The organism is Burkholderia sp. Bp9031 (assembly GCF_003857965.1).
GTDB lineage: Bacteria > Pseudomonadota > Gammaproteobacteria > Burkholderiales > Burkholderiaceae > Burkholderia > Burkholderia ambifaria_A.
The window spans coordinates 116,452-139,218 of record NZ_QTPW01000007.1 but is presented as its reverse complement, the minus strand read 5'-3'; the positions used below and the strand labels follow the sequence as shown (position 1 = coordinate 139,218).

At 68.4% G+C, this 22,767-nt stretch carries 22 protein-coding genes; 17 read left to right on the top strand and 5 right to left on the bottom strand.

From position 1 onward, the window contains the following. Window positions 1-4 precede the first annotated feature (4 nt). The 8 genes from mdcC (at window position 5) to DIE15_RS11870 (ending at window position 6,090) form a co-directional block, all read left to right on the top strand. On the top strand, window positions 5-319 hold the full coding sequence (gene mdcC, locus DIE15_RS11905) for a malonate decarboxylase acyl carrier protein (RefSeq protein WP_057927879.1): 315 nt from the start codon (window positions 5-7) through the stop codon (window positions 317-319). Beyond that, window positions 316-1,239, top strand: coding sequence for a biotin-independent malonate decarboxylase subunit beta (locus DIE15_RS11900; protein WP_057927880.1), 924 nt, complete (start codon window positions 316-318; stop codon window positions 1,237-1,239). Before mdcC ends, DIE15_RS11900 begins: the two co-directional genes overlap by 4 nt. 199 nt (window positions 1,240-1,438) lie before the next feature. Then, complete coding sequence (mdcE, locus tag DIE15_RS11895) at window positions 1,439-2,146, top strand: biotin-independent malonate decarboxylase subunit gamma (protein ID WP_124833276.1); 708 nt, start codon at window positions 1,439-1,441, stop codon at window positions 2,144-2,146. After that, entirely contained in the window at window positions 2,133-2,801 is a 669-nt protein-coding gene (gene mdcG, locus DIE15_RS11890; RefSeq protein ID WP_124833275.1) for a malonate decarboxylase holo-[acyl-carrier-protein] synthase, read from the top strand. The genes mdcE and mdcG overlap by 14 nt, the downstream gene beginning before the upstream one ends. Beyond that, window positions 2,798-3,664, top strand: a complete 867-nt coding sequence (gene mdcB, locus DIE15_RS11885) for a triphosphoribosyl-dephospho-CoA synthase MdcB (RefSeq protein WP_124833274.1) — start codon at window positions 2,798-2,800, stop codon at window positions 3,662-3,664. The genes mdcG and mdcB overlap by 4 nt, the downstream gene beginning before the upstream one ends. Further along, window positions 3,661-4,593: a malonate decarboxylase subunit epsilon gene (mdcH, locus tag DIE15_RS11880; protein WP_124833273.1), complete on the top strand. Its 933-nt coding sequence runs from the start codon at window positions 3,661-3,663 to the stop codon at window positions 4,591-4,593. Before mdcB ends, mdcH begins: the two co-directional genes overlap by 4 nt. Window positions 4,594-4,732: 139 nt before the next feature. After that, window positions 4,733-5,254, top strand: a complete 522-nt coding sequence (locus DIE15_RS11875) for a phospholipase D-like domain-containing protein (protein ID WP_057927884.1) — start codon at window positions 4,733-4,735, stop codon at window positions 5,252-5,254. A 167-nt stretch (window positions 5,255-5,421) separates the two neighbouring features. Next, a complete protein-coding gene (locus DIE15_RS11870) occupies window positions 5,422-6,090 on the top strand; it encodes a phosphoribosyltransferase (RefSeq protein ID WP_244104895.1) in 669 nt (222 codons plus the stop codon). On the opposite strand, the gene phaZ is transcribed toward DIE15_RS11870, so the two are convergent. Then, window positions 6,077-7,300, bottom strand: a complete 1,224-nt coding sequence (gene phaZ / locus DIE15_RS11865; RefSeq protein ID WP_124833271.1) for a polyhydroxyalkanoate depolymerase — start codon at window positions 7,298-7,300, stop codon at window positions 6,077-6,079. The genes DIE15_RS11870 and phaZ overlap by 14 nt on opposite strands. Before the next feature lie 180 nt (window positions 7,301-7,480). Here phaZ and DIE15_RS11860 point away from each other — a divergent pair, with 180 nt between their 5' ends. Together DIE15_RS11860 and DIE15_RS11855 are read left to right on the top strand one after the other, a co-directional pair. Beyond that, the gene (locus DIE15_RS11860; protein WP_124833270.1) at window positions 7,481-8,110 is read left to right on the top strand and encodes a glutathione S-transferase family protein; all 630 of its coding nucleotides are present in this window, start codon (window positions 7,481-7,483) and stop codon (window positions 8,108-8,110) included. 350 nt (window positions 8,111-8,460) lie between these two features. Then, on the top strand, window positions 8,461-8,658 hold the full coding sequence (locus DIE15_RS11855) for a hypothetical protein (protein ID WP_057927925.1): 198 nt from the start codon (window positions 8,461-8,463) through the stop codon (window positions 8,656-8,658). A 107-nt stretch (window positions 8,659-8,765) separates the two neighbouring features. On the opposite strand, the gene proP is transcribed toward DIE15_RS11855, so the two are convergent. After that, window positions 8,766-10,250, bottom strand: coding sequence for a glycine betaine/L-proline transporter ProP (gene proP / locus DIE15_RS11850; protein WP_124833269.1), 1,485 nt, complete (start codon window positions 10,248-10,250; stop codon window positions 8,766-8,768). Between the two features lie 540 nt (window positions 10,251-10,790). Here proP and DIE15_RS11840 point away from each other — a divergent pair. Then, window positions 10,791-11,123 carry a YnfA family protein gene (locus tag DIE15_RS11840; protein WP_057927926.1) on the top strand — a complete coding sequence of 111 codons (333 nt, stop codon included), beginning with the start codon at window positions 10,791-10,793 and terminating at the stop codon, window positions 11,121-11,123. Window positions 11,124-11,160: 37 nt separating this feature from the next. On the opposite strand, the gene dnaQ is transcribed toward DIE15_RS11840, so the two are convergent. Genes dnaQ through DIE15_RS11825 form a run of 3 tightly spaced genes read right to left on the bottom strand, consistent with a single transcriptional unit; the run spans window position 11,161 to window position 13,186 of the window. Continuing rightward, window positions 11,161-11,895, bottom strand: coding sequence for a DNA polymerase III subunit epsilon (dnaQ, locus tag DIE15_RS11835; RefSeq protein WP_124615892.1), 735 nt, complete (start codon window positions 11,893-11,895; stop codon window positions 11,161-11,163). Between the two features lie 38 nt (window positions 11,896-11,933). Then, window positions 11,934-12,377 carry a ribonuclease HI gene (rnhA, locus tag DIE15_RS11830; RefSeq protein ID WP_057927889.1) on the bottom strand — a complete coding sequence of 148 codons (444 nt, stop codon included), beginning with the start codon at window positions 12,375-12,377 and terminating at the stop codon, window positions 11,934-11,936. Then, window positions 12,374-13,186 carry a class I SAM-dependent methyltransferase gene (locus DIE15_RS11825; protein WP_057927890.1) on the bottom strand — a complete coding sequence of 271 codons (813 nt, stop codon included), beginning with the start codon at window positions 13,184-13,186 and terminating at the stop codon, window positions 12,374-12,376. Before DIE15_RS11825 ends, rnhA begins: the two co-directional genes overlap by 4 nt. 18 nt (window positions 13,187-13,204) lie before the next feature. Between DIE15_RS11825 and gloB the strand changes: the two genes are divergently transcribed. The 6 genes from gloB (at window position 13,205) to carB (ending at window position 22,659) form a co-directional block, all read left to right on the top strand. Continuing rightward, the gene (gloB, locus tag DIE15_RS11820; RefSeq protein ID WP_057927891.1) at window positions 13,205-14,026 is read left to right on the top strand and encodes a hydroxyacylglutathione hydrolase; all 822 of its coding nucleotides are present in this window, start codon (window positions 13,205-13,207) and stop codon (window positions 14,024-14,026) included. A gap of 151 nt (window positions 14,027-14,177) precedes the next feature. Then, entirely contained in the window at window positions 14,178-15,764 is a 1,587-nt protein-coding gene (locus DIE15_RS11815; protein ID WP_124833268.1) for a transglycosylase SLT domain-containing protein, read from the top strand. A 153-nt stretch (window positions 15,765-15,917) separates the two neighbouring features. Next, window positions 15,918-17,150 (top strand): nitrate/nitrite transporter, encoded by a 1,233-nt coding sequence (locus DIE15_RS11810; protein WP_124833267.1) that lies wholly within the window; start codon window positions 15,918-15,920, stop codon window positions 17,148-17,150. Window positions 17,151-17,512: 362 nt separating this feature from the next. Further along, a complete protein-coding gene (gene carA / locus DIE15_RS11800; protein ID WP_057927894.1) occupies window positions 17,513-18,658 on the top strand; it encodes a glutamine-hydrolyzing carbamoyl-phosphate synthase small subunit in 1,146 nt (381 codons plus the stop codon). Window positions 18,659-18,695: 37 nt separating this feature from the next. Beyond that, complete coding sequence (gene leuE, locus DIE15_RS11795; protein WP_057927895.1) at window positions 18,696-19,355, top strand: leucine efflux protein LeuE; 660 nt, start codon at window positions 18,696-18,698, stop codon at window positions 19,353-19,355. Window positions 19,356-19,404: 49 nt separating this feature from the next. Then, the gene (gene carB, locus DIE15_RS11790) at window positions 19,405-22,659 is read left to right on the top strand and encodes a carbamoyl-phosphate synthase large subunit (RefSeq protein ID WP_124833266.1); all 3,255 of its coding nucleotides are present in this window, start codon (window positions 19,405-19,407) and stop codon (window positions 22,657-22,659) included. Window positions 22,660-22,767 lie beyond the last annotated feature (108 nt).

Genomic DNA, 22,767 nt, shown 5'->3' with positions numbered 1-22,767 from the left:
GGGCATGGAACAGTTGAACTATCGCTTCACCGCGCGCGAGCGCGCGAAGGGCGAGCAGGCCGCGGCGCTCGTCGGCGTGGTCGCGTCCGGCAACCTCGAGGTGCTCGTCGAGCGCGTGCTGCCGGGCAACGAATGCGAGATCGACATCCGCACCGCGGCGGTCGGCTTCGGCACGGTATGGCAGGCCGTCGTGTCGGACTTCGTCGAACGGCGCGCGCCGGGCGGCCTGAAGCTGTCGATCAACGACGGCGGTGCGCGGCCAGACATGGTGTCGCTGCGGCTCGCGCAGGCCGTGCGCGCGATCGAGGGGGACGCATGACGAACGAAGTGATCCACGACGCGCCCGCGTTCGTCGCGAACGGCGCGAGCTGGTACGAAGCGTCGGCGCGCCAGCGTGTCGACGGGCTGCTCGACGCGGGCAGCTTCACGGAATTTCTCGGCCCGGGCGAACGCGTGACGAGCCCGCACCTGCCGCTGTTCGACCTGCCGCAGCAGTTCGACGACGGAATGGTGGTCGGCCACGGCCGGCTCGACGGCCGGCCGGTGTTCGTCGCCGCGCAGGAAGGTCGCTTCATGGGCGGCGCGTTCGGCGAAGTGCACGGCGCGAAGCTCACGGGCTTGCTGCGCGCGGCGCGCGACCTCGGCACGCCGGTGCTGATCCTGTTCGATACGGGCGGCGTGCGGCTGCAGGAGGCGAACGCGGGCGAACTCGCGATCGCCGAGATCATGCGTGCGCTCGTCGAGGCGCGTGCGGCCGGCGTGCCGGTGATCGGGCTGATCGGCGGGCGCGCGGGCTGCTACGGCGGCGGCGGGCTGCTCGCGGCGTGCTGCTCGGCGCTCGCGGTGTCCGAGCAAGGGCGCATCAGCGTGTCGGGCCCCGAGGTGATCGAGACCAATCGCGGCGTCGAGGAATTCGACGCGAAGGATCGCGCGCTGATCTGGCGCACGATGGGCGGCAAGCATCGCCGGCTGATCGGCGGCGCGGACCGCTATGTAGCCGACACGCCCGACGCGTTTCGCGTGGCCGCGCTCGAACTGATCGGCCGTGCGCCGACGTTCGATGCGGCGATGCTGCGCGCGGAACAGGCGCGTCTCGAAGCGCGCGTCGAACGGTTCGGTGGATGCAAGGACGCGCTCGACGTGTGGCGCGCGCTCGGCGCGAACACGCCGGAAGCGATCCCCGGCATGCCCGACGATGAATTCGCGAAGCTCGCCGATCAATTGCAGGAGCAGAAATGAAACGACCCCCACGCTCACTTCGTTCGCTGTCGACCGGAGTTAGCGCTTCAGCGCTTACTCCGGTCCCATGCACGGCTCCCCCCGAGGGGGCGCCTGCCGTCCACGGCCGGCTTTGCAAAGCCGACCGGCTGCGCGGGCGCGGAGCGATGCTCCGCGAATTCCCCGCTACGCCCCTTGGGGCGGCTCGGCGGGAGGCAGCATGACGCTCGATGAAGTTCTGAACTCGCTGTTCCCCCAAGGCCATTCGATCGCGCGCACCGGTGGCCTGCTGACGGGCCACGCGGATCTCGCCGGCACGCGCGTCGACGTGATCGGCGTCGCCGACCGCTTGCCGTTCGGCATCGACGAAGCCGTGACGCTCGCGTCGCACGTGCTCGACACGATCGCGCGCAGCGGCGGCACGCCGATTCTCGTGCTCGTCGATAGCGACAGCCAGCGGATGAGCAAGCGCGACGAACTGCTCGGCCTGAACGAAGGGCTGTCGCATCTCGCGAAATGCCTGATGCACGCGGAGCTCGCCGGGCACCGGACGATCGGCGTGCTGTATGGCCATACGGCCGCCGGTGCGTTCATCGCGACCGCGCTCGCGACGCGCACGCTGCTCGCGGTGCCGGGCGCGGAGCCGGAGGTGATGGACCTGCCGTCGATGTCGCGCGTGACGAAGCTGCCGATCGACGTGCTGAAGGAGATGGCGCGCTCGACGCCGGTATTCGCGCCGGGGCTCGACAATCTCGTGAAGATGGGCGCCGTCGACGCCGTGCTCGATCCGGCTCGCGCGCTCGACGCGCAGGTTGGCGAATGGCTCGGCAAGCCGGCCGATCGCGGCGATGGTCGTGCGGCACGCGGCCGGCCGGTCGCGGCCGACGTCGCGCGGCGCGTCGAGGCACTCGCGCGTGCCGCACGCTGACACGCCGCTGCGCCGCCACACGCTCGTCACGCTGACGGCGGCCGGGTGGGGCGCGGCATGCGCGCGCGATCCCGCGCTGGCGGCCGATCCGCTCGTGCAGGCGTGGGCCGCGTACGGCTGGCCGCTGATCGTGCGCCGCGCGTCGCCCGACGAGGCCGATGCGCGGCGCATCCCGCTCGGCCTGCCGCTGCCGCCTGCCGCGGGCAAGCGGCGCATCGCACTGAACGTCGGCGTCGACGCCGTGAAGTCGGTCGGCCCGCTGCCCGCATTGGCCGACGTGCTCGTTGTCGCGCCCGACGCATGGCATGCGACGTTGCGCGAACTGGATGCGCTCGGCGCGCGCTGCGGTGTGCCGGGCCGCGTGTTCGGCAGCCTCGCATGGCAGGCGCTGACGGGCGAGCGCTACCTGAGCGCGTCTTCCGATCTCGACGTCGTGTTTCCGCTGCCGGACGCCGCGTCGCTCGCTGTGCTGCTCGACGGCCTGACGGCGCTCGACGCGCGGGCGCCGATGCGTATCGACGGCGAACTGCTGCGCGACGACGGTGCGGGCGTGAACTGGCGCGAACTGCATGCGCGGCTGCCCGAAGTCGCGGTCAAGACGGCGATCGCCGTCGAATTGATGTCTGCCGACGCATTCGCGGGAGGCCTGCGATGAGTGCATCGGCCGCCCGCCGCGTGACGGCGCCGTCCGACGCCGAGCGCATCGCCGAACTCGCCGAGCGCAGCCTCGTGCTCGAAATCGACACGTATCCGAAACCGGGGCTCGTCAGTCACGTCGACACCGGCAGCCATGCGGACATGGATGCCGCGACGTTCGCGCGCAGCGCGGCGGTGCTGCGGCCGTACTTCGCGGAACTCGCCCACGCCGGCGCGCGCGACGCGGACATGGCCGTGCTGCGCAAGATCGGGCTGCGCGCGGAACACGCGATGCTTGCCGTGACCGGTGGCGTTAACACCCATCGCGGCGCGATCTTCGGGCTCGGGCTGCTGTGCGCGGCCGCCGGTCGCCGCACGGTGCCCGGCACGGCCGCACGCACGATGACGCTCGGCGCGTTCGTCGCGCAGCGCTGGGGTACCGAGATCCTCGGCGGCCCGCGGCTGCCCGACAGTCACGGCGAGCGTGCAAGCCGCCGTTACGGCGTCGGCGGCGCACGTCGCGAGGCGGCCGACGGATTCGCGACCGTGTACTGCGTCGGGTTGCCGGCGTTGCGCCGTGCGCGGCGCAGTGTCCCGGACGACCCGGAAGCCGCGCGTGTCGACGCATGCTTCGCGCTGATCGCCGCGCTCGACGATACGAATCTCCTGCATCGGGGCGGTCAGGCCGGCCTCGATTTCGCGCGGGCCACGGCACGCGCCTTCGTCGCCCGCGGCGGCATCCGCGCCCGCGACTGGCGATTGCGCGCGGCCGCCGCACACCGCGCCTTCGTCGCGCGCCGGTTGAGCCCGGGCGGCGCGGCCGACCTGCTGGCGATGAGCGTGTTCGTCGATGCACTCGAAGCGGACGAGGAGGAGCGATGACGCTGGCGATCCTGTGTTCGGGGCAAGGTGCGCAGCGCGCGGACATGTTCGAGCTGACCGGCGCGGTGCCGCAGGCCGACGCGCTGTTCGCGCACGCGGGCCGGCTCCTCGGCGACGATCCGCGCAACTGGGTGCGGCACGCCGAACCGGACGCGCTGCGCGAGAACCGCGCCGCGCAGATCCTCTGCACGGTGCAGGCGCTCGCGGCGGCCGCGTTGCTCGAGGCGGTGTGGCCGCGGCGGCGCTGTGTCGCCGGATACAGCGTCGGCGAAGTCGCATCGTGGAGCGTCGCCGGGATGATCGACCCGCACGATGCGCTGGATCTTGCCGATGCGCGCGCGCGCGCAATGGACGCCGCGAGCGGGGGCGATGAACGAATGGTGTTTGTACGCGGGCTGGCGCGTGCGCAGCTCGCGCAGCTGTGCGACGGCCGCGATGCAGCGATCGCGATCGCCAATCCCGGCGACGCGTTCGTGGTGGCGGGGCGGCAGGCCGACGTCGACGCAGTGGCCGACGCTGCCGCACGCGACGGTGCGCTGCGCGTTGCCCCCGTGTGCGTGCGGATCGCATCGCACACGCGCCGGCTCGCGGCGGCGGTGCCCGCGTTTCGCGCGTCGCTGGCCGCGGTGAACGTGCGCCGGTCGCTGCCCGGTACGCGACTGTTTTCGGGGATCGACGGCGCGTCGGTGCTCGATGTCGATGCGGGCCTCGACAAGCTCGCGCGGCAGATCGCGGAGCCGGTCGAATGGGCGGCCTGCCTGGCCGCGTGCGTCGAGGCAGGCGCGACCGCTTTCCTCGAACTCGGCCCGGGCCGCGCGCTGGCCGAAATGGCGGGCGGCGCGTATCCGGCGCTGCCGGCGCGCAGCGTCGCGGATTTCCGTTCCGTCGACGGCATCGCGAGCTGGCTCGCGCGCGTCGCGGCCGGCTGACCGTCGGCGCGCAAGCGGCCCGGCAACGCGGCGAAATCGATTCGGGAATCGGCCCGCCGGTTGATCGTTCGGCAGCGGGTGTTGCGCCGGCGCAGCACCGTTTCAGCAGGCGCTTGCCACGCGAATTGGCGTCGCTACAATGGCGCCCGCCATGAGACCAGCCGCCTTCCTCCTCGCCGCGTTCGGCTACGCGGCGAGTGCCCACGCCAGCCCGATTCCGTCCGACGCCGCCTCCGTCGGCAGGTACTTTTCGTATGACAATGCAGCGGCCGACGCGACCGTCGACCTGATCGGGCAAGCGCAGCGCCGCGTGCTGCTGGCCGGCTACGCGTATGTGCCGCCCGCGGTTGCTGCGGCGCTGTGTGCGGCGCGCTCGCGGGGGATCGAAGTGCGGGTCGTGCTGGTGCGTTCGTCGCGTGCGGGCAAGTACAGCGGCGCGGGCTATCTGAAATCGGCCGGCATCGATGTCGCGATCGACTCGCGGCACGGCGATCCGGCGCCACGCTTCGTGATCGTCGACGACAGCGTTGCGCTCGCGACGCTGTCCGACGGCGCGGCCGCGCGCGCGGAAACGGTGAACGTGTTCCAGCGCGCGCCGGAGCTTGCGCAGTCGTACGCGCAATCGTTCTGGCGGCTGTACCGGCAGGCCGGCGGGCTCTGATCGACGGCCCGCCCGGCCGAACGCCATCCATCCCCTTTCTCGTCGCAAACTGCACGCCGTCCACGCCGGTGTGACCCCGCTTGCATCAGTGCGACCGATGAACCATGCTCGTTGGACAGGCGCCGGCGCGAGTGTCGCGCATCCGACGCAACGGCAGGGAGCCAATCGTGACCGAATGTTTTGCCGATCGCGCCGACGCGGGGCGCCGGCTTGCGCACGCGCTGCGCGACTATGCGGGGCGTCGTGACGTCGTCGTGCTCGCGCTGCCGCGCGGCGGCGTGCCGGTGGCATTCCCGATCGCGCAGGCGCTGCGCGTGCCGCTCGACGTGCTGGTCGTGCGCAAGCTCGGCATGCCGTCCGATCCTGAATTCGCGATCGGCGCGATCGCGACCGGCGGGGCGATCCACCTGCAGCACGCGGCGATCCGCGCGATGGGCGTGACCGATGCGCAACTGGCCGACGTGATTGCACGCGAAACCGCCGAGCTGCAGCGCCGCGACGCGCTGTATCGCGGCGCCCGGCCGCCGCTGCCGGTCGACGGCCGCATCGCGATCGTCGTCGACGACGGCGTCGCGACCGGCGCGTCGATGCGCGTTGCCCTGCAGGCGCTGCGCGAGCGCCATCCTGCGCGCATCGTGGTTGCCGTACCGGTCGCGCCGGCCGGCGCGCGGCACACGTTCGACGGTCTGGCCGACGCGTTCGTCACGGCGTCGGAGCCGCTCCGGTTCTTCGGCATCAGCCAGTTCTACGCGCGTTTCGACCAGACCAGGGACGACGAGGTGCGCGCGCTGCTCGAGGCGGCGCGCGCGCAGGACGACGGCATTACGTCCGCCTGATCCGGCGCCGGCGCGCGCCGGGGCGACCGGCTTCGGCCTGTGCGAACACGCGCTGCAGCGCCGGATGGACGTCGCCGTGCCAGCGGTCGCCGGTGAACAGCCCATAGTGGTCGCAATCGTCGATATCGCTGCGATGACGCTCGCCGGCCGTGAGGCCGCGGCACATGTCGTGTGCCGCATGCGTCTGGCCGGCGCCGGTGACGGCGTCGCAACCGCCTTCGACCGTCAGCAGCGCGACGTCGCGCAGCGCGGCCGGCTCGACGCGCTGGCCGCCGACGTCCCACGTGCCGTTCGCGAGGCACATCCGCTGGAATACGACATCGACGGTATCCAGGAAGTATTCGGCCGGCATGTCGAGCAGCGCCGTGTATTCGCGCAGCGCGCGCCGCGCGTCCGTCAGCGCGGTCAGGTCGAAGCGGGACGCTGCGCGCGCGTAGTCCTCGATCAGCGTCAGGAAGCGCTGCGGATACAGCAGCGCGATCTCGCCTTGCTGAAGATAGGTCGGGAACACATGGCGGCCATGGCCGGGGAAGCAGGGTGGCACGATGTCGATCAGGTGGCGGCGGCACCATGCGAGCGACCGGGACGCGGCGGTGGTGCCGAGCACGCTCGGGTTGACGCGCGCGTCGAGCGGCCCGCCGATCAGCGTGATGCTCGCGGGCGGCGCGAGGCCGCGCGCGGCGCGCAGCGCGAGGGCGCCGAGCGCGGGAACGGTAGCCTGGCACACGGCGACGACGTGCAGCGGCCGGTCGTCACGGGCAAGCGCGTCGACGAAGCCGTCGAGTGTCGCCACGTACTCGTCGAGCCCGAAGCGGCCCGCTGCGAGCGCAACGTCGCGCGCATTGACCCAGTCGGTCACGCACACGTCGCCGTCGGCGAGCAGCGTCTCGACGGTTTCCCGCATCATCACGGCCGCGTGCCCCGCGAGCGGCGCGCACAGCAGCACCGTGCGCCGCGCATCGTCGCGCGCGAAGCGCCGCAACTGGCAGAACGGCGTGCGCGCGACGATCCGCTCGTCGACGGCCGGCCGCCGGATCTCGAAGCGAGGCGGCCCGATGGCCGGCCCGAGCAGCGGCTCGAAAAGATCGTCATAACACGACGACGCGGCGTGCGGCAGCGTCGTGGCGGGCCACACGTCGAACGCGTGACGTGTCGCCGCGCGCCAGGCGCGCATCCATTCCCTCTGCTGCTCGACGACGGCATACCACATGGCAAACCTCGGGGCGGAAGGGGCGTGAATCTGCATTATGGTCACTCTGGCCGCGCAGCGGGTGTCGGATACGTGACCGGGTAACGCGCATCAAGCGCAGATCGGGCACGCATCGCTAGGCGGCAACGCACGGCGCTGCTACAGTCGTCGGTCCCATTCCCTCAAGCGGAGCAATTTGCGATGAAGCTGATCGGCATGCTGGATTCCCCGTTCGTGCGCCGTGTCGCCATTTCGGCGAAGCTGCTCGACCTGCCGTTCGAACACGAGTCGGTCTCGGTGTTCCGGCACTTCGACCGGTTCCGGACGCTCAACCCGGTCGTGAAGGCGCCGACACTGATTACCGACGATGGCACGACGCTGATCGAATCGTCGCTGATCGTCGACTACCTCGATCATCGCGTCGCGCCGGAGCGGCGCCTGCTGCCCGACGCCGCCGACGAGCGGCTGCGCGCGCTGGTGCCGGTCGGTTTCGCGCTGGCGGCGGCCGAGAAGACGGTGCAGGTCGTGTACGAGCAGGCGCTGCGGCCGGCCGACAAGCAGCACGCGCCGTGGCTCGAGCGCGTGCTGAGCCAGCTCGAGGCTGCGTATGGCGAACTCGAACCGCTCGTCGCGGCCGCGAACGGCTGGCTCGGCGGCGCACGCCTGCTGCAGTCCGATGTGACCGTCGCCGTCGCATGGCGCTTCACGCAGTTCATGGCCGCGGATTACCCGGCACTCGCACGCATCGATCCGGCCCGTTATCCGGCGCTCGCCGCGCATTCGGCACGCGCGGAAGCGCTGCCGGCGTTTGTCGAGACACCGCTCGACTGAAGCCGGCGTCGAGCGCGGCGGCGCAGGAGAAAAGAGGGCGGGGCGGCGCGAGCAGCGCGTGGCCTCGCTGGAACCTGCGCCGGCATCCGGCACGGATCGACCCGGCCGTCATCGACCGTGCGGCCGCCCGTTTTCTCCACAGCCGTTCGGCTCGGCGTCGGCAAAACCACCGCAGGTTCGTCCGTTTTGCGCTCCCGGGCTGTCCGGCGCCACCGGCTCAGCCCCGTCGGATAAAGGGCCGGCCGATTGTTCACTGCCGCCAACAAGTGACTTCGCATTCGTGCTGTTTATCCGGATGAGGGTCATCCCTAGAATCCACTCCATCGAACATGCATTGCCTGATGGAGCAAATGATGAGAGCCCTGATCGAATCGAGCCTGTACCACCCGGCCGTCGTGTTGCCGCTTGCCGCGCTGACGCAGCTGATGGTCGAGCGCGATTTCAATCTCGGCCAGGTCGGCCTGATCGTCGCCGCTCGCGGTGCGCAGGCTGCCGTGTCGCGTTCGCGTGCGCTGATCTTCTGCCGCCACTGCGAAGCGCACGCATGAACGCGCGTTTGACGAACATATGAAAAAGCCCGGCCGGCGCAAGCCGGTCGGGCGGATCGGATTCGATCGGGCCCCGGCTTTTGCCGGGGCTTTTTCATACGCGACGCTCAGGCGCGCGCGGTCGACACGACGCTGTAGATCTGCGATTCGTCGTCCTCGCGCAGTTGGCGCACCAGCTGGTGCGCCTCGCGACGCGACGCGACGGCCGGCGGCGAGCCCTTGAGCGGCTGGCGCGCGGTTTCGGCGAGCGCGACGACCGACACGATGCCGATCACGGCGGCACCCATCATGTAGTACGCGGGCATCATCAGGTTGTGGGTCACATCGACGAGCCATGCGGTCATCAGCGGCGTCGTGCCGCCGAACAGCGATACCGACACGTTGAAGCCGATCGCGAGCGCGCCGTAGCGGATCTCGGTCGGGAACAGCGCCGGCAGCGCGGACGGCATCACGCCGGTGAAGCACGACAGCAGCACGCCGAGGATCAGCAGGCCGCTGAACACCGACGCGGTGCTGCCCGCATGGACCAGCATCATCGACGGGATTGACAGCACCAGCAGGCCGACGCAGCCGGCCAGCATCACGGGCTTGCGGCCGATCTTGTCCGACAGGCGGCCGGCGGCGAGCGTCAGCGGCATCATCAGCACCATCACGATCAGCACCAGCACGAGGCTGTGCGATTCGTCGAAGTGCAGCGTCGACGACATGAAGCTCGGCAGGTACGACAGCACCATGTAGTCGGTCACGTTGAAGATCAGCACGAGGCCGACGCAGAGCAGCAGCGCGCGCCAGTTGCGCAGCAGCGTCTCGCGAAAGCGTGCCTTCGGCACGGCCTTGTCCTGCGCTTCGCGCTCTTCGGCCTGGCGCTTGAACGCCGGCGTTTCCTCGAGCTTCATCCGGATGTACAGGCCGATCAGACCGAGCGGGCCCGCGATCAGGAACGGCACGCGCCAGCCCCACGACAGCAGCGCTTCCTGCGACAGCGACGCGGTGAGCAGCGCGACGACGCCGGCGCCCATCACATAGCCGATCAACGTGCCGAACTCGAGGAAGCTGCCCATGAAGCCGCGGCGCTTGTCGGTCGAGAACTCGGCGATGAAGGTGGCGGCGCCGCCGTATTCGCCGCCGGTCGAGAAGCCCTGCACGAGGCGGGCGACGAGCAGCAGCACGGGCGCCATGATGCCGATCGATGCGTAGCTGGGGATCAGGCCGATCGCGAAGGTGCCGGCGGCCATCATGATCATCGTGGCGGCGAGCACGCGCTGGCGGCCGATGCGGTCGCCGAGCGGGCCGAACACCATGCCGCCGAGCGGGCGTACGAGGAAGGCGGCCGCGAACGTGCCGAAGGTCGCGAGCAGCTGCGCGGACGGGTTGCTCGACGGGAAGAACACCTTGCCGAGCGTGACGGCGATATAGCTGTAGACGCCGAAGTCGAACCATTCCATCGCATTGCCGATGGCCATTGCGCTGACGGCGCGCTTGAGCAGGCTCTGGTCGACGACGGTAATGTCGTCCGCGGCGAGCGGGGCCTCGCCGGAAGACGTGGAGGAAGAGGCAGCGGTCGGGCTGACGTGTGTTGCGGTCAAGGTCATGCACTCCTTTGACTGCGCCGGAACGGGCGGGCCGTCCGACACGGTTTGCCGGCGAGCGCGATGTCGTGTGCTGCGCGTCGGGGCAAGCCTTTAAGCACTTACTGCACACGGGGCGGTAAGAGGCTGCAAGGGACTGCTTCGACGCGGGCCCGAAGGGCCGTCGCGACGGTGCGCTCATGAAGAATGGGCCGCGTGATGCGAGCGGCAGATGCCGGTGCGGACGGGGTCCGGCGTTCCGGCAAGCGCCCCGAAAGGGGCAACGAAACGAGAAAAGCGGGCCTGTCGGGCGGGCTTTCCTGTGGATGCAATTTCGGTCGAAGCACCGGCCCGCAACGCGCGGACGGACTTCTTTCGAAATCGAATAGACAGAGATTGAATGTTGAAACAGGCGACATGATAGCACGATGGCAGACGATCGTGCAAATTGCCCGGAATCCCCCGTCTGGCGGCGGTTTCGGCGGAGCCGGCTCCGGTATGATCGGCGGCGCGCGACGGCATCGCGCGGCCCGCCGGGCGACGGGCGAATCCACGAGGAACCGGATGACCGAACTGATGAAGATCGCGGCGCTGTTCGCCGTCACCGCGCTGGCCGAAATCGTAGGCTGCTACCTGCCGTGGCTCGTGCTGAAGGGCGGGCGGCCCGCATGGCTGCTGGTGCCGGCCGCGCTGTCGCTCGCGCTGTTCGCGTGGCTGCTCACGCTGCACCCGAGCGCGGCGGGGCGCACGTACGCGGCGTACGGCGGCGTGTATATCGCGGTGGCGCTGATCTGGCTGCGGATCGTCGACGGGATCGCGCTCACCCGCTGGGATGTGATGGGCGCAGTACTCGCGCTAGGCGGGATGGCCGTCATCGCGCTGCAGCCGCGCGCGTGAGCGCGGGCTGCAGCGCGGCTGGCGTGTGCGGCCCGCGTCAGGCGGCTTCGGCGGTGTCGGCGTCGGCGGACTTGCGCCACACGCAGGTGCCCTTGACTGACTTGTCGAGCTCGTCGAGCTGGGTCTGGTGGGCGGCGAGCTCGTCGTCGCTCGCCGCGAGAACCGGCAGGTCGAGCGACGCGAGCGATACGCGCTGGCCGTTCGCCGCGCCGCCGTCTGCACCTGCGTCGTCGAGCATGTCGATCACGAGGCTGTCCTGGCCGCGCGTCATCGCGAGATAGACCTCGGCGAGCAGCTCCGAGTCGAGCAGTGCGCCGTGCAGCGTACGGTGCGCGTTGCTGATGCCGAACCGGTCGCACAACGCGTCGAGCGAGTTGCGCTTGCCCGGGAACATCTGCTTGGCTTGCACGAGCGTGTCGATCACGCCGCCGCAATGCTCGGTGAACGGCGGCAGGTCGAGCCGCGCGAACTCGGCGTCGAGGAACCCGAGGTCGAACGGCGCGTTGTGGATGATCAGCTCGGCGTCCTTCACGAAGTCGCGGATCTGGTCGACGACTTCCGCGAACTTCGGCTTGTCGCTCAGGAATTCGGTCGTGAGGCCGTGCACGGCCAGTGCGCCCGGATCGCTGTCGCGTTCGGGGTTTACGTAGATGTGCAGGTTGTTGCCGGTGAGCCGCCGGTTCAGCAGCTCGACGCAGCCGATTTCGATCAGGCGGTCGCCCGTGCGAGGGTTGAGGCCGGTGGTTTCGGTATCGAGAATGATCTGGCGCATATCGGATAAATCGGGAAAGACAGTGGGGCGGCCTGCGTTCAGGCCACGAGCGATTCGACGCCGCGATTCGCGAGCGCGTCCGCGCGTTCGTTTTCGGGATGGCCCGCGTGACCCTTCACCCAGCGCCACTCGACCTCGTGCTGCGCGACGAGCGCGTCGAGTCGCTTCCACAGGTCGGCGTTCTTCACCGGGGTCTTCGCCGCGGTGACCCAGCCTTTCTTCTTCCAGCCGTGGATCCACTCGCTGATGCCTTTCTGCACGTACTGCGAATCGGTATGGACGATCACGCGGCACGGCCGTTTCAGCGCCTCGAGCGCGGCGATCACGCCCATCAGTTCCATGCGGTTGTTGGTCGTGTTGGGTTCGCCGCCGAACAGCTCCTTTTCGCGGTCGCCGTAGCGCAGCAGTGCGCCCCAGCCGCCGGGGCCGGGGTTGCCCTTGCAGGCGCCGTCGGTATAGATGTCGATGGTGTCGGTGGTCATGAGTGCTCTTGATGGGTGGTTGGGGTGGCCGCCGGCGTCAGGCCCGGCGCGAGCACGGGCTTCTTCATCTTGATCGGGCCGACGAGGCGCATGCCGCGCACGCGCTTGACGGCCGTGACCATGTAGACGGCGCCGAAGATCGGCCACCAGCGGTCGCCGGCGGCTTCCATGAAGCCGTAGCGGGCAAGCCATTTGTCGGTGACGAGCGGCGGCCGGTAGCAGCCGAAGCGGCCGCGCTCGAGATCGAAGCCGAGCAGCTTGATCCAGTCCTTGAGCCGGATGAACGCGATCTGGTCGCGCGTGGCCGGCACGAACGGGCGGTTCGCCATGCGCCCGAACGATTGCCGCATGCCCCACAGGCTCAGCGAATTGAAGCCGGTGATCACGAGCTGGCCTTCCGGCATCAGCACGCGTTCGGCCTCGCGCAGCAGGCGGTGAGGGTCGGACGTGAATTCCAGCGTATGCGGCATCACGATCAGGTCGACGCTCTGCGACTCGAACGGCAGGTCGAGCAGGTCGCACCAGGTCGTGCTGCGATCGGCCGGCGCATGTTCGGGCGCGCGCGCCTCGCGCGCCCACGGAAACTGGTAGGGCGCACTGGCGCCGCTCGCCGGATCGAGCACGAGGCCGCGATACGGCATGCGGTTCTCGCGCAGCGCATCGAGCTGCGGCAGGCCGAGCTGGAGCGCGTGAAACCCGAAGACGTCGGACACGATCCGGTCGAGCTGCGCCTGCTCCCAGTCCAGCACGTAGCGGCCGGGCGGCGAGTCGGTCCAGGCGGGCCAGTCTATAATTTGACGATCGGACATAACGATGATTGCGCGCCCATGAACGAGCTGGAATACGTGCCGGTGCCGGCATTCGAAGACAACTATATCTGGCTCGTCTCGGACGGCCGCGATGCGATCGCCGTCGATCCGGGTGAAGCCGCGCCGGTACGCCGTGTTCTTGCCGAACGCGGCTGGCGGTTGACCGCTATTTTACTCACGCACCATCACGCCGACCATGTCGGCGGTGTTGCCGCACTGCGCGATAGCCAACCGGACGATGTGCCGCTCGTCGTGTGCGGCCCGGCGGCCGAGGCGATCGGCGTGGTCACGCGGCCGCTCGCAGGCGGCGATCGCGTGACGCTCGATGCGCCGGCGCTCGCGTTCGACGTGCTCGACGTGCCCGGCCATACGCGCGGCCACATCGCGTATTTCCAGACGGCCGGTCAAGGCACGGGCGGGCAGGGCGCCGTCGCCCCGCACGTGTTCTGCGGCGACACGCTGTTCTCGTGCGGCTGCGGCCGCCTGTTCGAAGGCACGCCCGCGCAGATGCTCGCGTCGCTCGACGCGCTCGCGGCGCTGCCGGGCGACACGCGCGTGCATTGCGCACACGAATACACGCTGTCGAACATCCGTTTCGCGCTCGCGTGCGAGCCGGGCAATGCGGCGCTCGCCGCCTGGCGCGACGACGCGCAGGCGCTGCGCGCGCGCGGCGTGCCGACGCTGCCCACTACGATCGCGCACGAACGTGCCGTCAACCCGTTCATGCGATCGGACAGCGCGGCGATCCATGCCACGCTCGAGGCCGAGCTGCACGAAACGGTGTCGGATCGCCTGGCGGCGTTCACGCTGATGCGGGAGTGGAAAAATCGTTTCCGGTGACGCTTTCCGGAGGACTCCAAACCTCAGGTGGCGTCTGTAAAAATTGCTGCAAATGTAGGATTTCGCTGAGTTTTCGGTGTTTTTATTGACGTGAAGCACGCACTTCCGTAGTATCGCCTGCAATTTCCAGCCGTCGGAAGCCGAGATTTTCATGCGACTTATATTGAGCGCGCTGATGGTCCTGCTACTCGCCGCTTGTGCGAGTCAGGGCCCTGTCGCCAACACCGCCGCCGATTCGCAGGCGACGTCCAACTACCTCCGCAAATCAGCCACCGCCAAAGAAACTGTCGACGTCGACAAGCAATCCGTCGGCGACCTGACCAGCGCAGACTCCGATCTGTGGGGGCGCATTCGCCGCGGCTTCCAGATGCCCGACCTGCAGAGCGACCTCGTCGACATGCAGACGACGTGGTACACGCAACGCCCCGATTACGTGCAGCGCATGACCGAGCGCTCGCAGAAGTACCTGTATCACATCGTCGAGGAACTCGAAGCGCGCCACATGCCGACCGAGCTCGCGCTGCTGCCGTTCATCGAATCCGCGTACAACCCGCAGGCACTGTCGGTCGCGAAGGCGGCCGGCATGTGGCAGTTCATGCCCGGCACGGGCCGCACGTACAACCTGAAGCGCAACATGTGGCAGGACGAGCGCCGCGACGTGCTCGCGTCGACGAGCGCCGCACTCGACTACCTGTCGCGCCTGCATGACATGTTCGGCGACTGGTATCTGGCGCTGGCCGCCTACAACTGGGGCGAGGGCAACGTGCAGCGCGCGATCGCGCGCAACCAGGCAGCGGGCCTGCCGACCGACTACCAGAACCTGCGGATGCCGAACGAGACGCGCAACTACGTGCCGAAGCTGCAGGCGGTGAAGAACATCATCGCGAATCCGCAGCAGTTCGGCCTGACGCTGCCGGACATCCCGAACCACCCGTATTTCGTGACGGTCACGACGTCGCGCGACATCGACGTGGCGGTGGCCGCGAAGCTCGCGAACCTGTCGCTCGACGAGTTCCGCTCGCTGAATCCGTCGTTCTCGAAACCGGTGATCCTGGGCGCGACCGAGCCGCAGATCCTGCTGCCGTTCGACAACGCGGCGGCGTTCGAGAAGAACCTGAAGGCGTACAACGGCCAGCTGTCGTCGTGGACCACCTACACGGTCAGCGAGCGCACGCGCCCGGCCGCGATTGCCGAGAAGATCGGTGTCGACGCCGATACGCTGATGTCGGTCAACAAGATTCCGGCCGGCATGCGCCTGAAGCCCGGTTCGACGATCGTCGTGCCGCGCGGCGATGACGACGACGAGGACATCAGCGCCGACGTCGCGGAAAACGGCGTGCTCGCGATGGAGCCCGACGTGCCCGATACGCGCAAGATGCTGATCCGCGTGCGCCGAAAGCAGTCGATGGCCGCACTCGCTGGCCGCTACGGCGTGTCGGTCGGCCAGCTGAAGGCATGGAACCGCACGCACCGCGATCTCGTGATGCCGGGCCAGGCGCTCGTGCTGCACGTGCCGGTCGGCCGTGCGGTGCCGGCCGAGCCGGGTCCGGAGCGGATCGCGACGTCGACGGGCAGCGCGCATATCGAGCGCGCGAGCCTGTCCGTCGGCGGCAAGTCGCGCGGTGCGAAGCAGGGTGCCGCGAAGCCGGCGGCTCGCACGGCGAAGGCTGCTCCCGCGAAGGCGGCGCCGGCCAAGGCTGTGCCGAAGGCCGCTGCACACAAGGGCAAGAAGAAGTAACGCGCGATCGTGATCGCAGCGCGACTGCGCTATCATCCGACGAACGCGCAGCAACGCCGTCACCGAGGTGACGGCGTTTTCGTTTGTGCGCGGCAGCGGGGCCGCTGCTGCGCGGGCCGTGGAATCACGAGCCCGGAACAACAAGGAGAGGCGATGTCGTCGGTGCAGGTGAGGGTGCTCGCGCTGTTTGCGATCGGGTATTTCGTGTCGTATGTGTTCCGCGGCGTCAATCTCGGCTTCGCGCCGTTCGTCACGCACGAGCTCGGGCTGTCGGCCGCCGATCTCGGGCTGCTCACCAGTCTCTATTTCCTCGGCTTCGCGGGCGCACAGATTCCGGCCGGCGTGCTGCTCGACCATTTCGGCCCGCGCCGCGTGGCGGCCGGCATGCTGCTGTTCGCGGCGGCCGGTGCCGCGGTGTTCGGCGTCGCGCACGACCTCGGCACGATGATGGCGGGTCGGCTCCTGATCGGCGTCGGCGTGTCGGTGTGCCTCGGTGCGGCGTTCAAGGCGCTCGCGCAGCATTTTCCGGTCGGCCGGCTGCCGCTCGTCAACGGTCTCGTGATGGCCGTCGGCGGTCTCGGCGGCGTCGCGGTCGGCTCGCCGCTGACCTGGCTGCTCGGCGTGACGAGCTGGCGCGCTGTCTGCGGCGGTCTCGCGGTGCTGACGATCGTCGTCGCGGCCGCGATCGGCTTCGGTGCGCCGGAAGCCGAGCGGCCGCGCCACCAGGGTGGGCTCGTCAGCCAGTTCAAGGGCACCTGGCACATCCTGGGCAGCCGCGCGTTCTGGAAGATCTCGTCGTTCTCGATCGTCACGCAGGGCGTGTTTTACGCGATGCAGTCGCTGTGGGTCGGGCCGTACCTGCGCGATGTCGCGGGGTTCGATGCGCAGCACGCCGCACGGCTCGTGTCGGTGCTCGGCTTCGCGATGATGGCCGGCTGCGTCGGCTTCGGCGCGGCGGCGCGCGTGCTCGAGCGGCGCGGGGTGTCCGTCCACGCATTTTGCGGCATCGGCATGGTGCTGTTCGTCGCCACGCAAGCCGCGATCGTCGCGCGCGTGCCGCTGCCGCCGGCCGTGCTGTGGGCCGCCTACGGGATGTTCGGCGGCGTCGGGATCCTGACCTACGCGGTGCTGGCCGGTCACTTCCCGGCCCATCTGATCGGCCGCGCGAACACGACGCTCACGCTCGTGATCTTCGTGCTGATCTTCGCGTTCCAGATCGGCATCGGCGCGGTGCTGTCGCACTGGCCGGCCGTCGACGGCCATTACCCGGCGGCCGCGCACATTACCGCGTGGAGCGTGCTCCTCGCGCTGCAGCTCGCGAGCGCGGTCTGGTCCGTGTGGCCCGCGCGCGGCGCTGGCAAGCAGGTTGATCCGGCGGTACGCTGACGGGTAGGGCGGCTGCGGAAACGGGGCCGCAGCAGCGCTTGCCGCGCGCGGCTGTCGCGGCGGCATGTGTGCCGCACACACGATCGGACGGCCATATCGATTGAAAATATGGTCATTTTCGGGCTATAATTTGAAAGTTTGTGCTGATCAACCTCGCACCCTAGCGCCTACCTCACTCATCCCGTTCATCCGCCGCACGCCGCCTGTCGGGCGATGCCGCGAAGCCTCGTGCGCCACGCGCCGGGTTCGCGTCTCGACAACGCAGGTCGCGTCCAGCTAGCGACTCCGCGCGCCTACGCAGCGCGGCGCTCGCGCGGCAGGGTAAACAGGTCGGCAGCAGGGTGTTCCCCAAGGAGCCTCCCGTGTTGCCGTCTTTTTCTCCCGCCTTGCTTGCACTCGCCGACGGCACGGTCTTTCGTGGTTATTCGATCGGGGCCGAAGGCCATACGATCGGTGAAGTCGTGTTCAACACCGCGATTACCGGCTATCAGGAAATCCTGACTGATCCGAGCTACGCGCGTCAGATCGTCACGCTCACCTACCCGCATATCGGCAACGTCGGCGTCAACGCCGAAGACGTCGAAGCCACGAAAGTCCATGCCGCCGGCCTGATCATCCGTGATCTGCCCACGCTCGCATCGAACTTCCGCATGAACCGCACGCTCGGCGATTACCTGCGCGACGAAGGCGTCGTCGCGATCGCCGGCATCGATACCCGCAAGCTGACCCGTATCCTGCGCGACAAGGGCGCGCAGAACGGCTGCATCCTGGCCGGTTCGGACGACGAGGCGAAGGCGATCGAGCTCGCGCGCTCGTTCCCGGGCCTCGCCGGCATGGATCTCGCGAAGGTCGTGTCGACCACGAAGCCGTTCGAGTGGAAGCAGACCGAATGGCGCCTCGGCAGCGGCTACGGGATGCAGGAAGCCCCGAAGTACCGCGTCGTCGCGTATGACTTCGGCGTCAAGTACAACATCCTGCGCATGCTCGCGGAACGCGGCTGCCACGTGACCGTGCTGCCCGCGCAGGCGAGCGCGGAAGATGCGCTGGCGCTGAATCCGGACGGCATCTTCCTGTCGAACGGCCCGGGCGACCCGGAACCGTGCGACTACGCGATCGCGGCCACGAAGCAGTTCATCGAGCGCGGCGTGCCGACCTTCGGCATCTGCCTCGGCCACCAGATCATGGGCCTCGCGGTCGGCGCGAAGACGCTGAAGATGAAGACGGGCCACCATGGCGCGAACCACCCGGTGAAGGATCTCGGCGACGGCCGCGTGGTGATCACGTCGCAGAACCACGGCTTCGCGGTCGACGCGGATTCGCTGCCGGCCAACGCGCGCGTGACGCACGTGTCGCTGTTCGACGGCACGCTGCAGGGCTTCGAGCTGACCGACAAGCCGGCGTTCTGCTTCCAGGGCCACCCGGAAGCGTCGCCCGGCCCGCACGACATCGGCTATCTGTTCGACCGTTTCACCGCACTGATGGACGCGGCGAAGCAGCGCAACGCCTGACGTCACCGAAGCAACCGAAGAACGGGAGATTCGCATCATGTTCGGCCACGCACTCGGCATCACGGATATCTGGACCTACGTGTTCGGCGTGATCTTCATCATCCTGCTGCCGGGGCCGAACTCGATGTACGTGCTGTCGCTCGCGGCGCAGCGCGGCGTGAAGGTCGGCTATCGCGCGGCTTGCGGCGTGTTCCTCGGCGACACGGTGCTGATGGTGCTGTCCGCCGCGGGCGTCGCGTCGCTGCTGAAGGCGAACCCGCTGCTGTTCTCCGTCGTCAAGTACGGCGGCGCCGCGTACCTGCTGTACATCGGCACCGGGATGCTGCGCAGCGCGTGGCGGAAGCTGCGCGCGCGTGCCGATGCGCCGGCGGACGCACCGCGTACGGTCGACGGCGAGCAGCCGTTCCGCAAGGCGCTGATCGTGAGCCTGCTGAATCCGAAGGCGATCCTGTTCTTCATCTCGTTCTTCATCCAGTTCGTCGACCCGGCATTCCCGCATCCCGCGCTGTCGTTCGTCGTGCTCGGGGCGATCGCGCAAAGCGCGAGCTTCGTGTACCTGAGCACGCTGATCTTCGCGGGCGCACGGCTCGCCGAGCATTTCCGCCGCCGCCGCAAGCTCGCGGCGGGCGCGGCGAGCAGCGTGGGCGGCCTGTTCATCGGTTTCTCGGTGAAGCTCGCGCTCGCCACCATGAGCTGAGCGCAGCCGGCCGACCCACGACAACGATTACTTATTGAATTCACAAGCCATGCCAAAACGCACAGACATCAAAAGCATCCTCATCATCGGCGCCGGCCCGATCATCATCGGCCAGGCTTGCGAGTTCGACTATTCGGGCGCGCAGGCTTGCAAGGCGCTGCGTGAAGAGGGCTACAAGGTCGTCCTCGTGAACAGCAACCCGGCGACGATCATGACCGACCCGAACACGGCCGACGTCACGTACATCGAGCCGATCACGTGGGAAGTCGTCGCACGCATCATCGAGAAGGAGCGTCCGGACGCGATTCTGCCGACGATGGGCGGCCAGACCGCGCTGAACTGCGCGCTCGACCTGCACCACCACGGCGTGCTCGAGAAGTTCGGCGTCGAACTGATCGGCGCGTCGCCGGAAGCGATCGACAAGGCGGAAGACCGCCAGAAGTTCAAGGACGCGATGACCAAGATCGGTCTCGGTTCCGCGAAGTCGGGTGTCGCACACTCGATGGAAGAAGCGACCCAGGTGCACGCCGAGATCATGGCGCTCACCGGCGGCAGCGGCTACCCGGTCGTGATCCGTCCGTCGTTCACGCTCGGCGGCTCGGGCGGCGGCATCGCGTACAACCGCGAGGAATTCGAGGAGATCTGCAAGCGCGGTCTCGACCTGTCGCCGACGCGCGAACTGCTGATCGAGGAATCGCTGCTCGGCTGGAAGGAATACGAGATGGAAGTCGTGCGCGACCGCGCCGACAACTGCATCATCGTGTGCTCGATCGAAAACCTCGACCCGATGGGCGTGCACACCGGCGACTCGATCACGGTCGCGCCGGCGCAGACGCTCACCGACAAGGAATACCAGATCCTGCGTAATGCATCGCTCGCGGTGCTGCGCGAGATCGGCGTTGACACGGGCGGTTCGAACGTGCAGTTCTCGATCAACCCGAAGGACGGCCGCATGGTCGTGATCGAGATGAACCCGCGCGTGTCGCGCTCGTCGGCGCTCGCATCGAAGGCGACCGGCTTCCCGATCGCGAAGGTCGCGGCGAAGCTGGCCGTTGGCTACACGCTCGACGAGCTGAAGAACGAGATCACCGGCGGCCAGACGCCGGCATCGTTCGAGCCGACGATCGATTACGTCGTCACGAAGATCCCGCGTTTCGCGTTCGAGAAGTTCCGCGAAGCCGATTCGCGCCTGACCACGCAGATGAAGTCGGTCGGCGAAGTGATGGCGATCGGCCGCACGTTCCAGGAATCGTTCCAGAAGGCGCTGCGCGGCCTCGAAGTCGGCGTCGACGGTCTCGACGAGAAGTCGACCGACCGCGACGAGATCGCGATCGAGATCCACGAGCCGGGCCCGGATCGCATCTGGTACGTCGGCGATGCGTTCCGCATCGGCATGACGGCCGAAGAGATCTTCGCGGAAACCGCGATCGACCCGTGGTTCCTTGCGGAGATCGAACAGATCATCCTGAAGGAGAAGGCGCTGTCGGGCCGCACGCTCGCGTCGCTGACGTTCGACGAGTTGCGCTACCTGAAGCAGAGCGGCTTCTCGGATCGCCGCCTCGCGAGGCTGCTCGGGGCGACGCCGGAAGACGTCCGCAAACGCCGCGTGGAACTGAACGTGCGCCCGGTCTACAAGCGCGTCGACACCTGCGCGGCCGAATTCGCGACGAAAACCGCGTACATGTACTCGACCTATGAGGAAGAGTGCGAGGCGCAGCCGACCACCAACAAGAAGATCATGGTGCTGGGCGGCGGCCCGAACCGGATCGGCCAGGGCATCGAGTTCGACTACTGCTGCGTGCACGCGGCCCTCGCGATGCGCGAGGACGGCTATGAAACGATCATGGTCAACTGCAACCCGGAAACGGTGTCGACCGACTACGACACGTCCGACCGCCTGTACTTCGAGCCGCTGACGCTGGAAGACGTGCTCGAGATCGTCGACAAGGAAAAGCCGGTCGGCGTGATCGTCCAGTACGGCGGCCAGACGCCGCTGAAGCTCGCGCTTGACCTCGAGGCGCACGGTGTGCCGATCGTCGGCACGTCGCCCGACATGATCGACGCGGCCGAAGACCGCGAACGCTTCCAGAAGCTGCTGCAGGACCTCGGCCTGCGCCAGCCGCCGAACCGCACCGCGCGCGCCGAAGACGAAGCGCTCGCGCTGGCCGCCGAAATCGGCTATCCGCTCGTCGTGCGCCCGTCGTACGTGCTGGGCGGCCGCGCGATGGAAATCGTCCACGAGCCGCGCGACCTCGAGCGCTACATGCGCGAGGCCGTGAAGGTGTCGAACGATTCGCCGGTGCTGCTCGACCGCTTCCTGAACGACGCGATCGAATGCGACGTCGACTGCATCTGCGACGGTGAGTCGGTGTTCATCGGCGGCGTGATGGAGCACATCGAGCAGGCGGGCGTCCACTCGGGTGACTCGGCATGCTCGCTGCCGCCGTATTCGCTGTCGAAGGAAACCGTGGCCGAGCTGAAGCGCCAGACGGGCGCGATGGCGAAGGCGCTGAACGTGGTCGGCCTGATGAACGTGCAGTTCGCGATTCAGCAGGTGCCGCAGGCGGACGGTTCGAAGCAGGACATCATCTACGTGCTCGAAGTGAACCCGCGCGCATCGCGCACGGTGCCGTACGTGTCGAAGGCGACCAGCCTGCCGCTTGCGAAGATCGCGGCGCGCGCGATGGTCGGCCAGAAGCTCGCGCAGCAGGGCGTGACGAAGGAAGTCGAGCCGCCGTACTTCAGCGTGAAGGAAGCGGTGTTCCCGTTCGTCAAGTTCCCGACCGTCGATCCGGTCCTCGGGCCTGAAATGCGTTCGACCGGCGAAGTGATGGGCGTCGGCCAGACGTTCGGCGAAGCGCTGTTCAAGTCGCAGCTCGCGGCCGGTTCGCGCCTGCCGGAATCGGGCACGGTGCTGCTGACCGTGATGGACGCCGACAAGCCGAAGGCGGTCGAAGTCGCGCGCATGCTGCACGACCTCGGCTACCCGATCGTCGCGACCAAGGGCACGGCTGCCGCGATCGAAGCGGCCGGCGTGCCGGTGAAGGTCGTCAACAAGGTGAAGGACGGCCGTCCGCACATCGTCGACATGATCAAGAACGGCGAGATCGCACTCGTGTTCACGACGGTCGACGAGACGCGCCAGGCGATCGCCGATTCGCGTTCGATCCGCATGAGCGCGCAGGCGCACAAGGTCACGTACTACACGACGATGTCGGGCGCGCGCGCGGCTGTCGAAGGCTTGCGCTACCTGAAGGATCTGGAAGTCTATGATTTACAAGGTCTTCATGCTCGCCTAAACTAAGCAGTCAGTTACCTGTCGAAGCAACACGTGCCGCGGTTAAGCGGTGTTTCCGGTTCGCCGGAAACGCGCTTAATCGCGGTGATTTTTTTTATAGCCGTTTTTTAGCGA

Coding starts and splice junctions, on each gene's coding strand:
- DIE15_RS11815 (WP_124833268.1), top strand. CDS start 14,178: ATGCGACTTATATTGAGCGCGCTGATGGTCCTGCTACTCGCCGCTTGT.
- DIE15_RS11810 (WP_124833267.1), top strand. CDS start 15,918: ATGTCGTCGGTGCAGGTGAGGGTGCTCGCGCTGTTTGCGATCGGGTAT.
- carB (WP_124833266.1), top strand. CDS start 19,405: ATGCCAAAACGCACAGACATCAAAAGCATCCTCATCATCGGCGCCGGC.
- mdcH (WP_124833273.1), top strand. CDS start 3,661: ATGACGCTGGCGATCCTGTGTTCGGGGCAAGGTGCGCAGCGCGCGGAC.
- mdcE (WP_124833276.1), top strand. CDS start 1,439: ATGACGCTCGATGAAGTTCTGAACTCGCTGTTCCCCCAAGGCCATTCG.
- mdcC (WP_057927879.1), top strand. CDS start 5: ATGGAACAGTTGAACTATCGCTTCACCGCGCGCGAGCGCGCGAAGGGC.
- DIE15_RS11825 (WP_057927890.1), bottom strand. CDS start 13,186: ATGTCCGATCGTCAAATTATAGACTGGCCCGCCTGGACCGACTCGCCG.
- leuE (WP_057927895.1), top strand. CDS start 18,696: ATGTTCGGCCACGCACTCGGCATCACGGATATCTGGACCTACGTGTTC.
- gloB (WP_057927891.1), top strand. CDS start 13,205: ATGAACGAGCTGGAATACGTGCCGGTGCCGGCATTCGAAGACAACTAT.
- DIE15_RS11875 (WP_057927884.1), top strand. CDS start 4,733: ATGGCGCCCGCCATGAGACCAGCCGCCTTCCTCCTCGCCGCGTTCGGC.
- DIE15_RS11855 (WP_057927925.1), top strand. CDS start 8,461: ATGATGAGAGCCCTGATCGAATCGAGCCTGTACCACCCGGCCGTCGTG.
- rnhA (WP_057927889.1), bottom strand. CDS start 12,377: ATGACCACCGACACCATCGACATCTATACCGACGGCGCCTGCAAGGGC.
- DIE15_RS11860 (WP_124833270.1), top strand. CDS start 7,481: ATGAAGCTGATCGGCATGCTGGATTCCCCGTTCGTGCGCCGTGTCGCC.
- phaZ (WP_124833271.1), bottom strand. CDS start 7,300: ATGTGGTATGCCGTCGTCGAGCAGCAGAGGGAATGGATGCGCGCCTGG.
- mdcB (WP_124833274.1), top strand. CDS start 2,798: ATGAGTGCATCGGCCGCCCGCCGCGTGACGGCGCCGTCCGACGCCGAG.
- DIE15_RS11900 (WP_057927880.1), top strand. CDS start 316: ATGACGAACGAAGTGATCCACGACGCGCCCGCGTTCGTCGCGAACGGC.
- dnaQ (WP_124615892.1), bottom strand. CDS start 11,895: ATGCGCCAGATCATTCTCGATACCGAAACCACCGGCCTCAACCCTCGC.
- proP (WP_124833269.1), bottom strand. CDS start 10,250: ATGACCTTGACCGCAACACACGTCAGCCCGACCGCTGCCTCTTCCTCC.
- DIE15_RS11840 (WP_057927926.1), top strand. CDS start 10,791: ATGACCGAACTGATGAAGATCGCGGCGCTGTTCGCCGTCACCGCGCTG.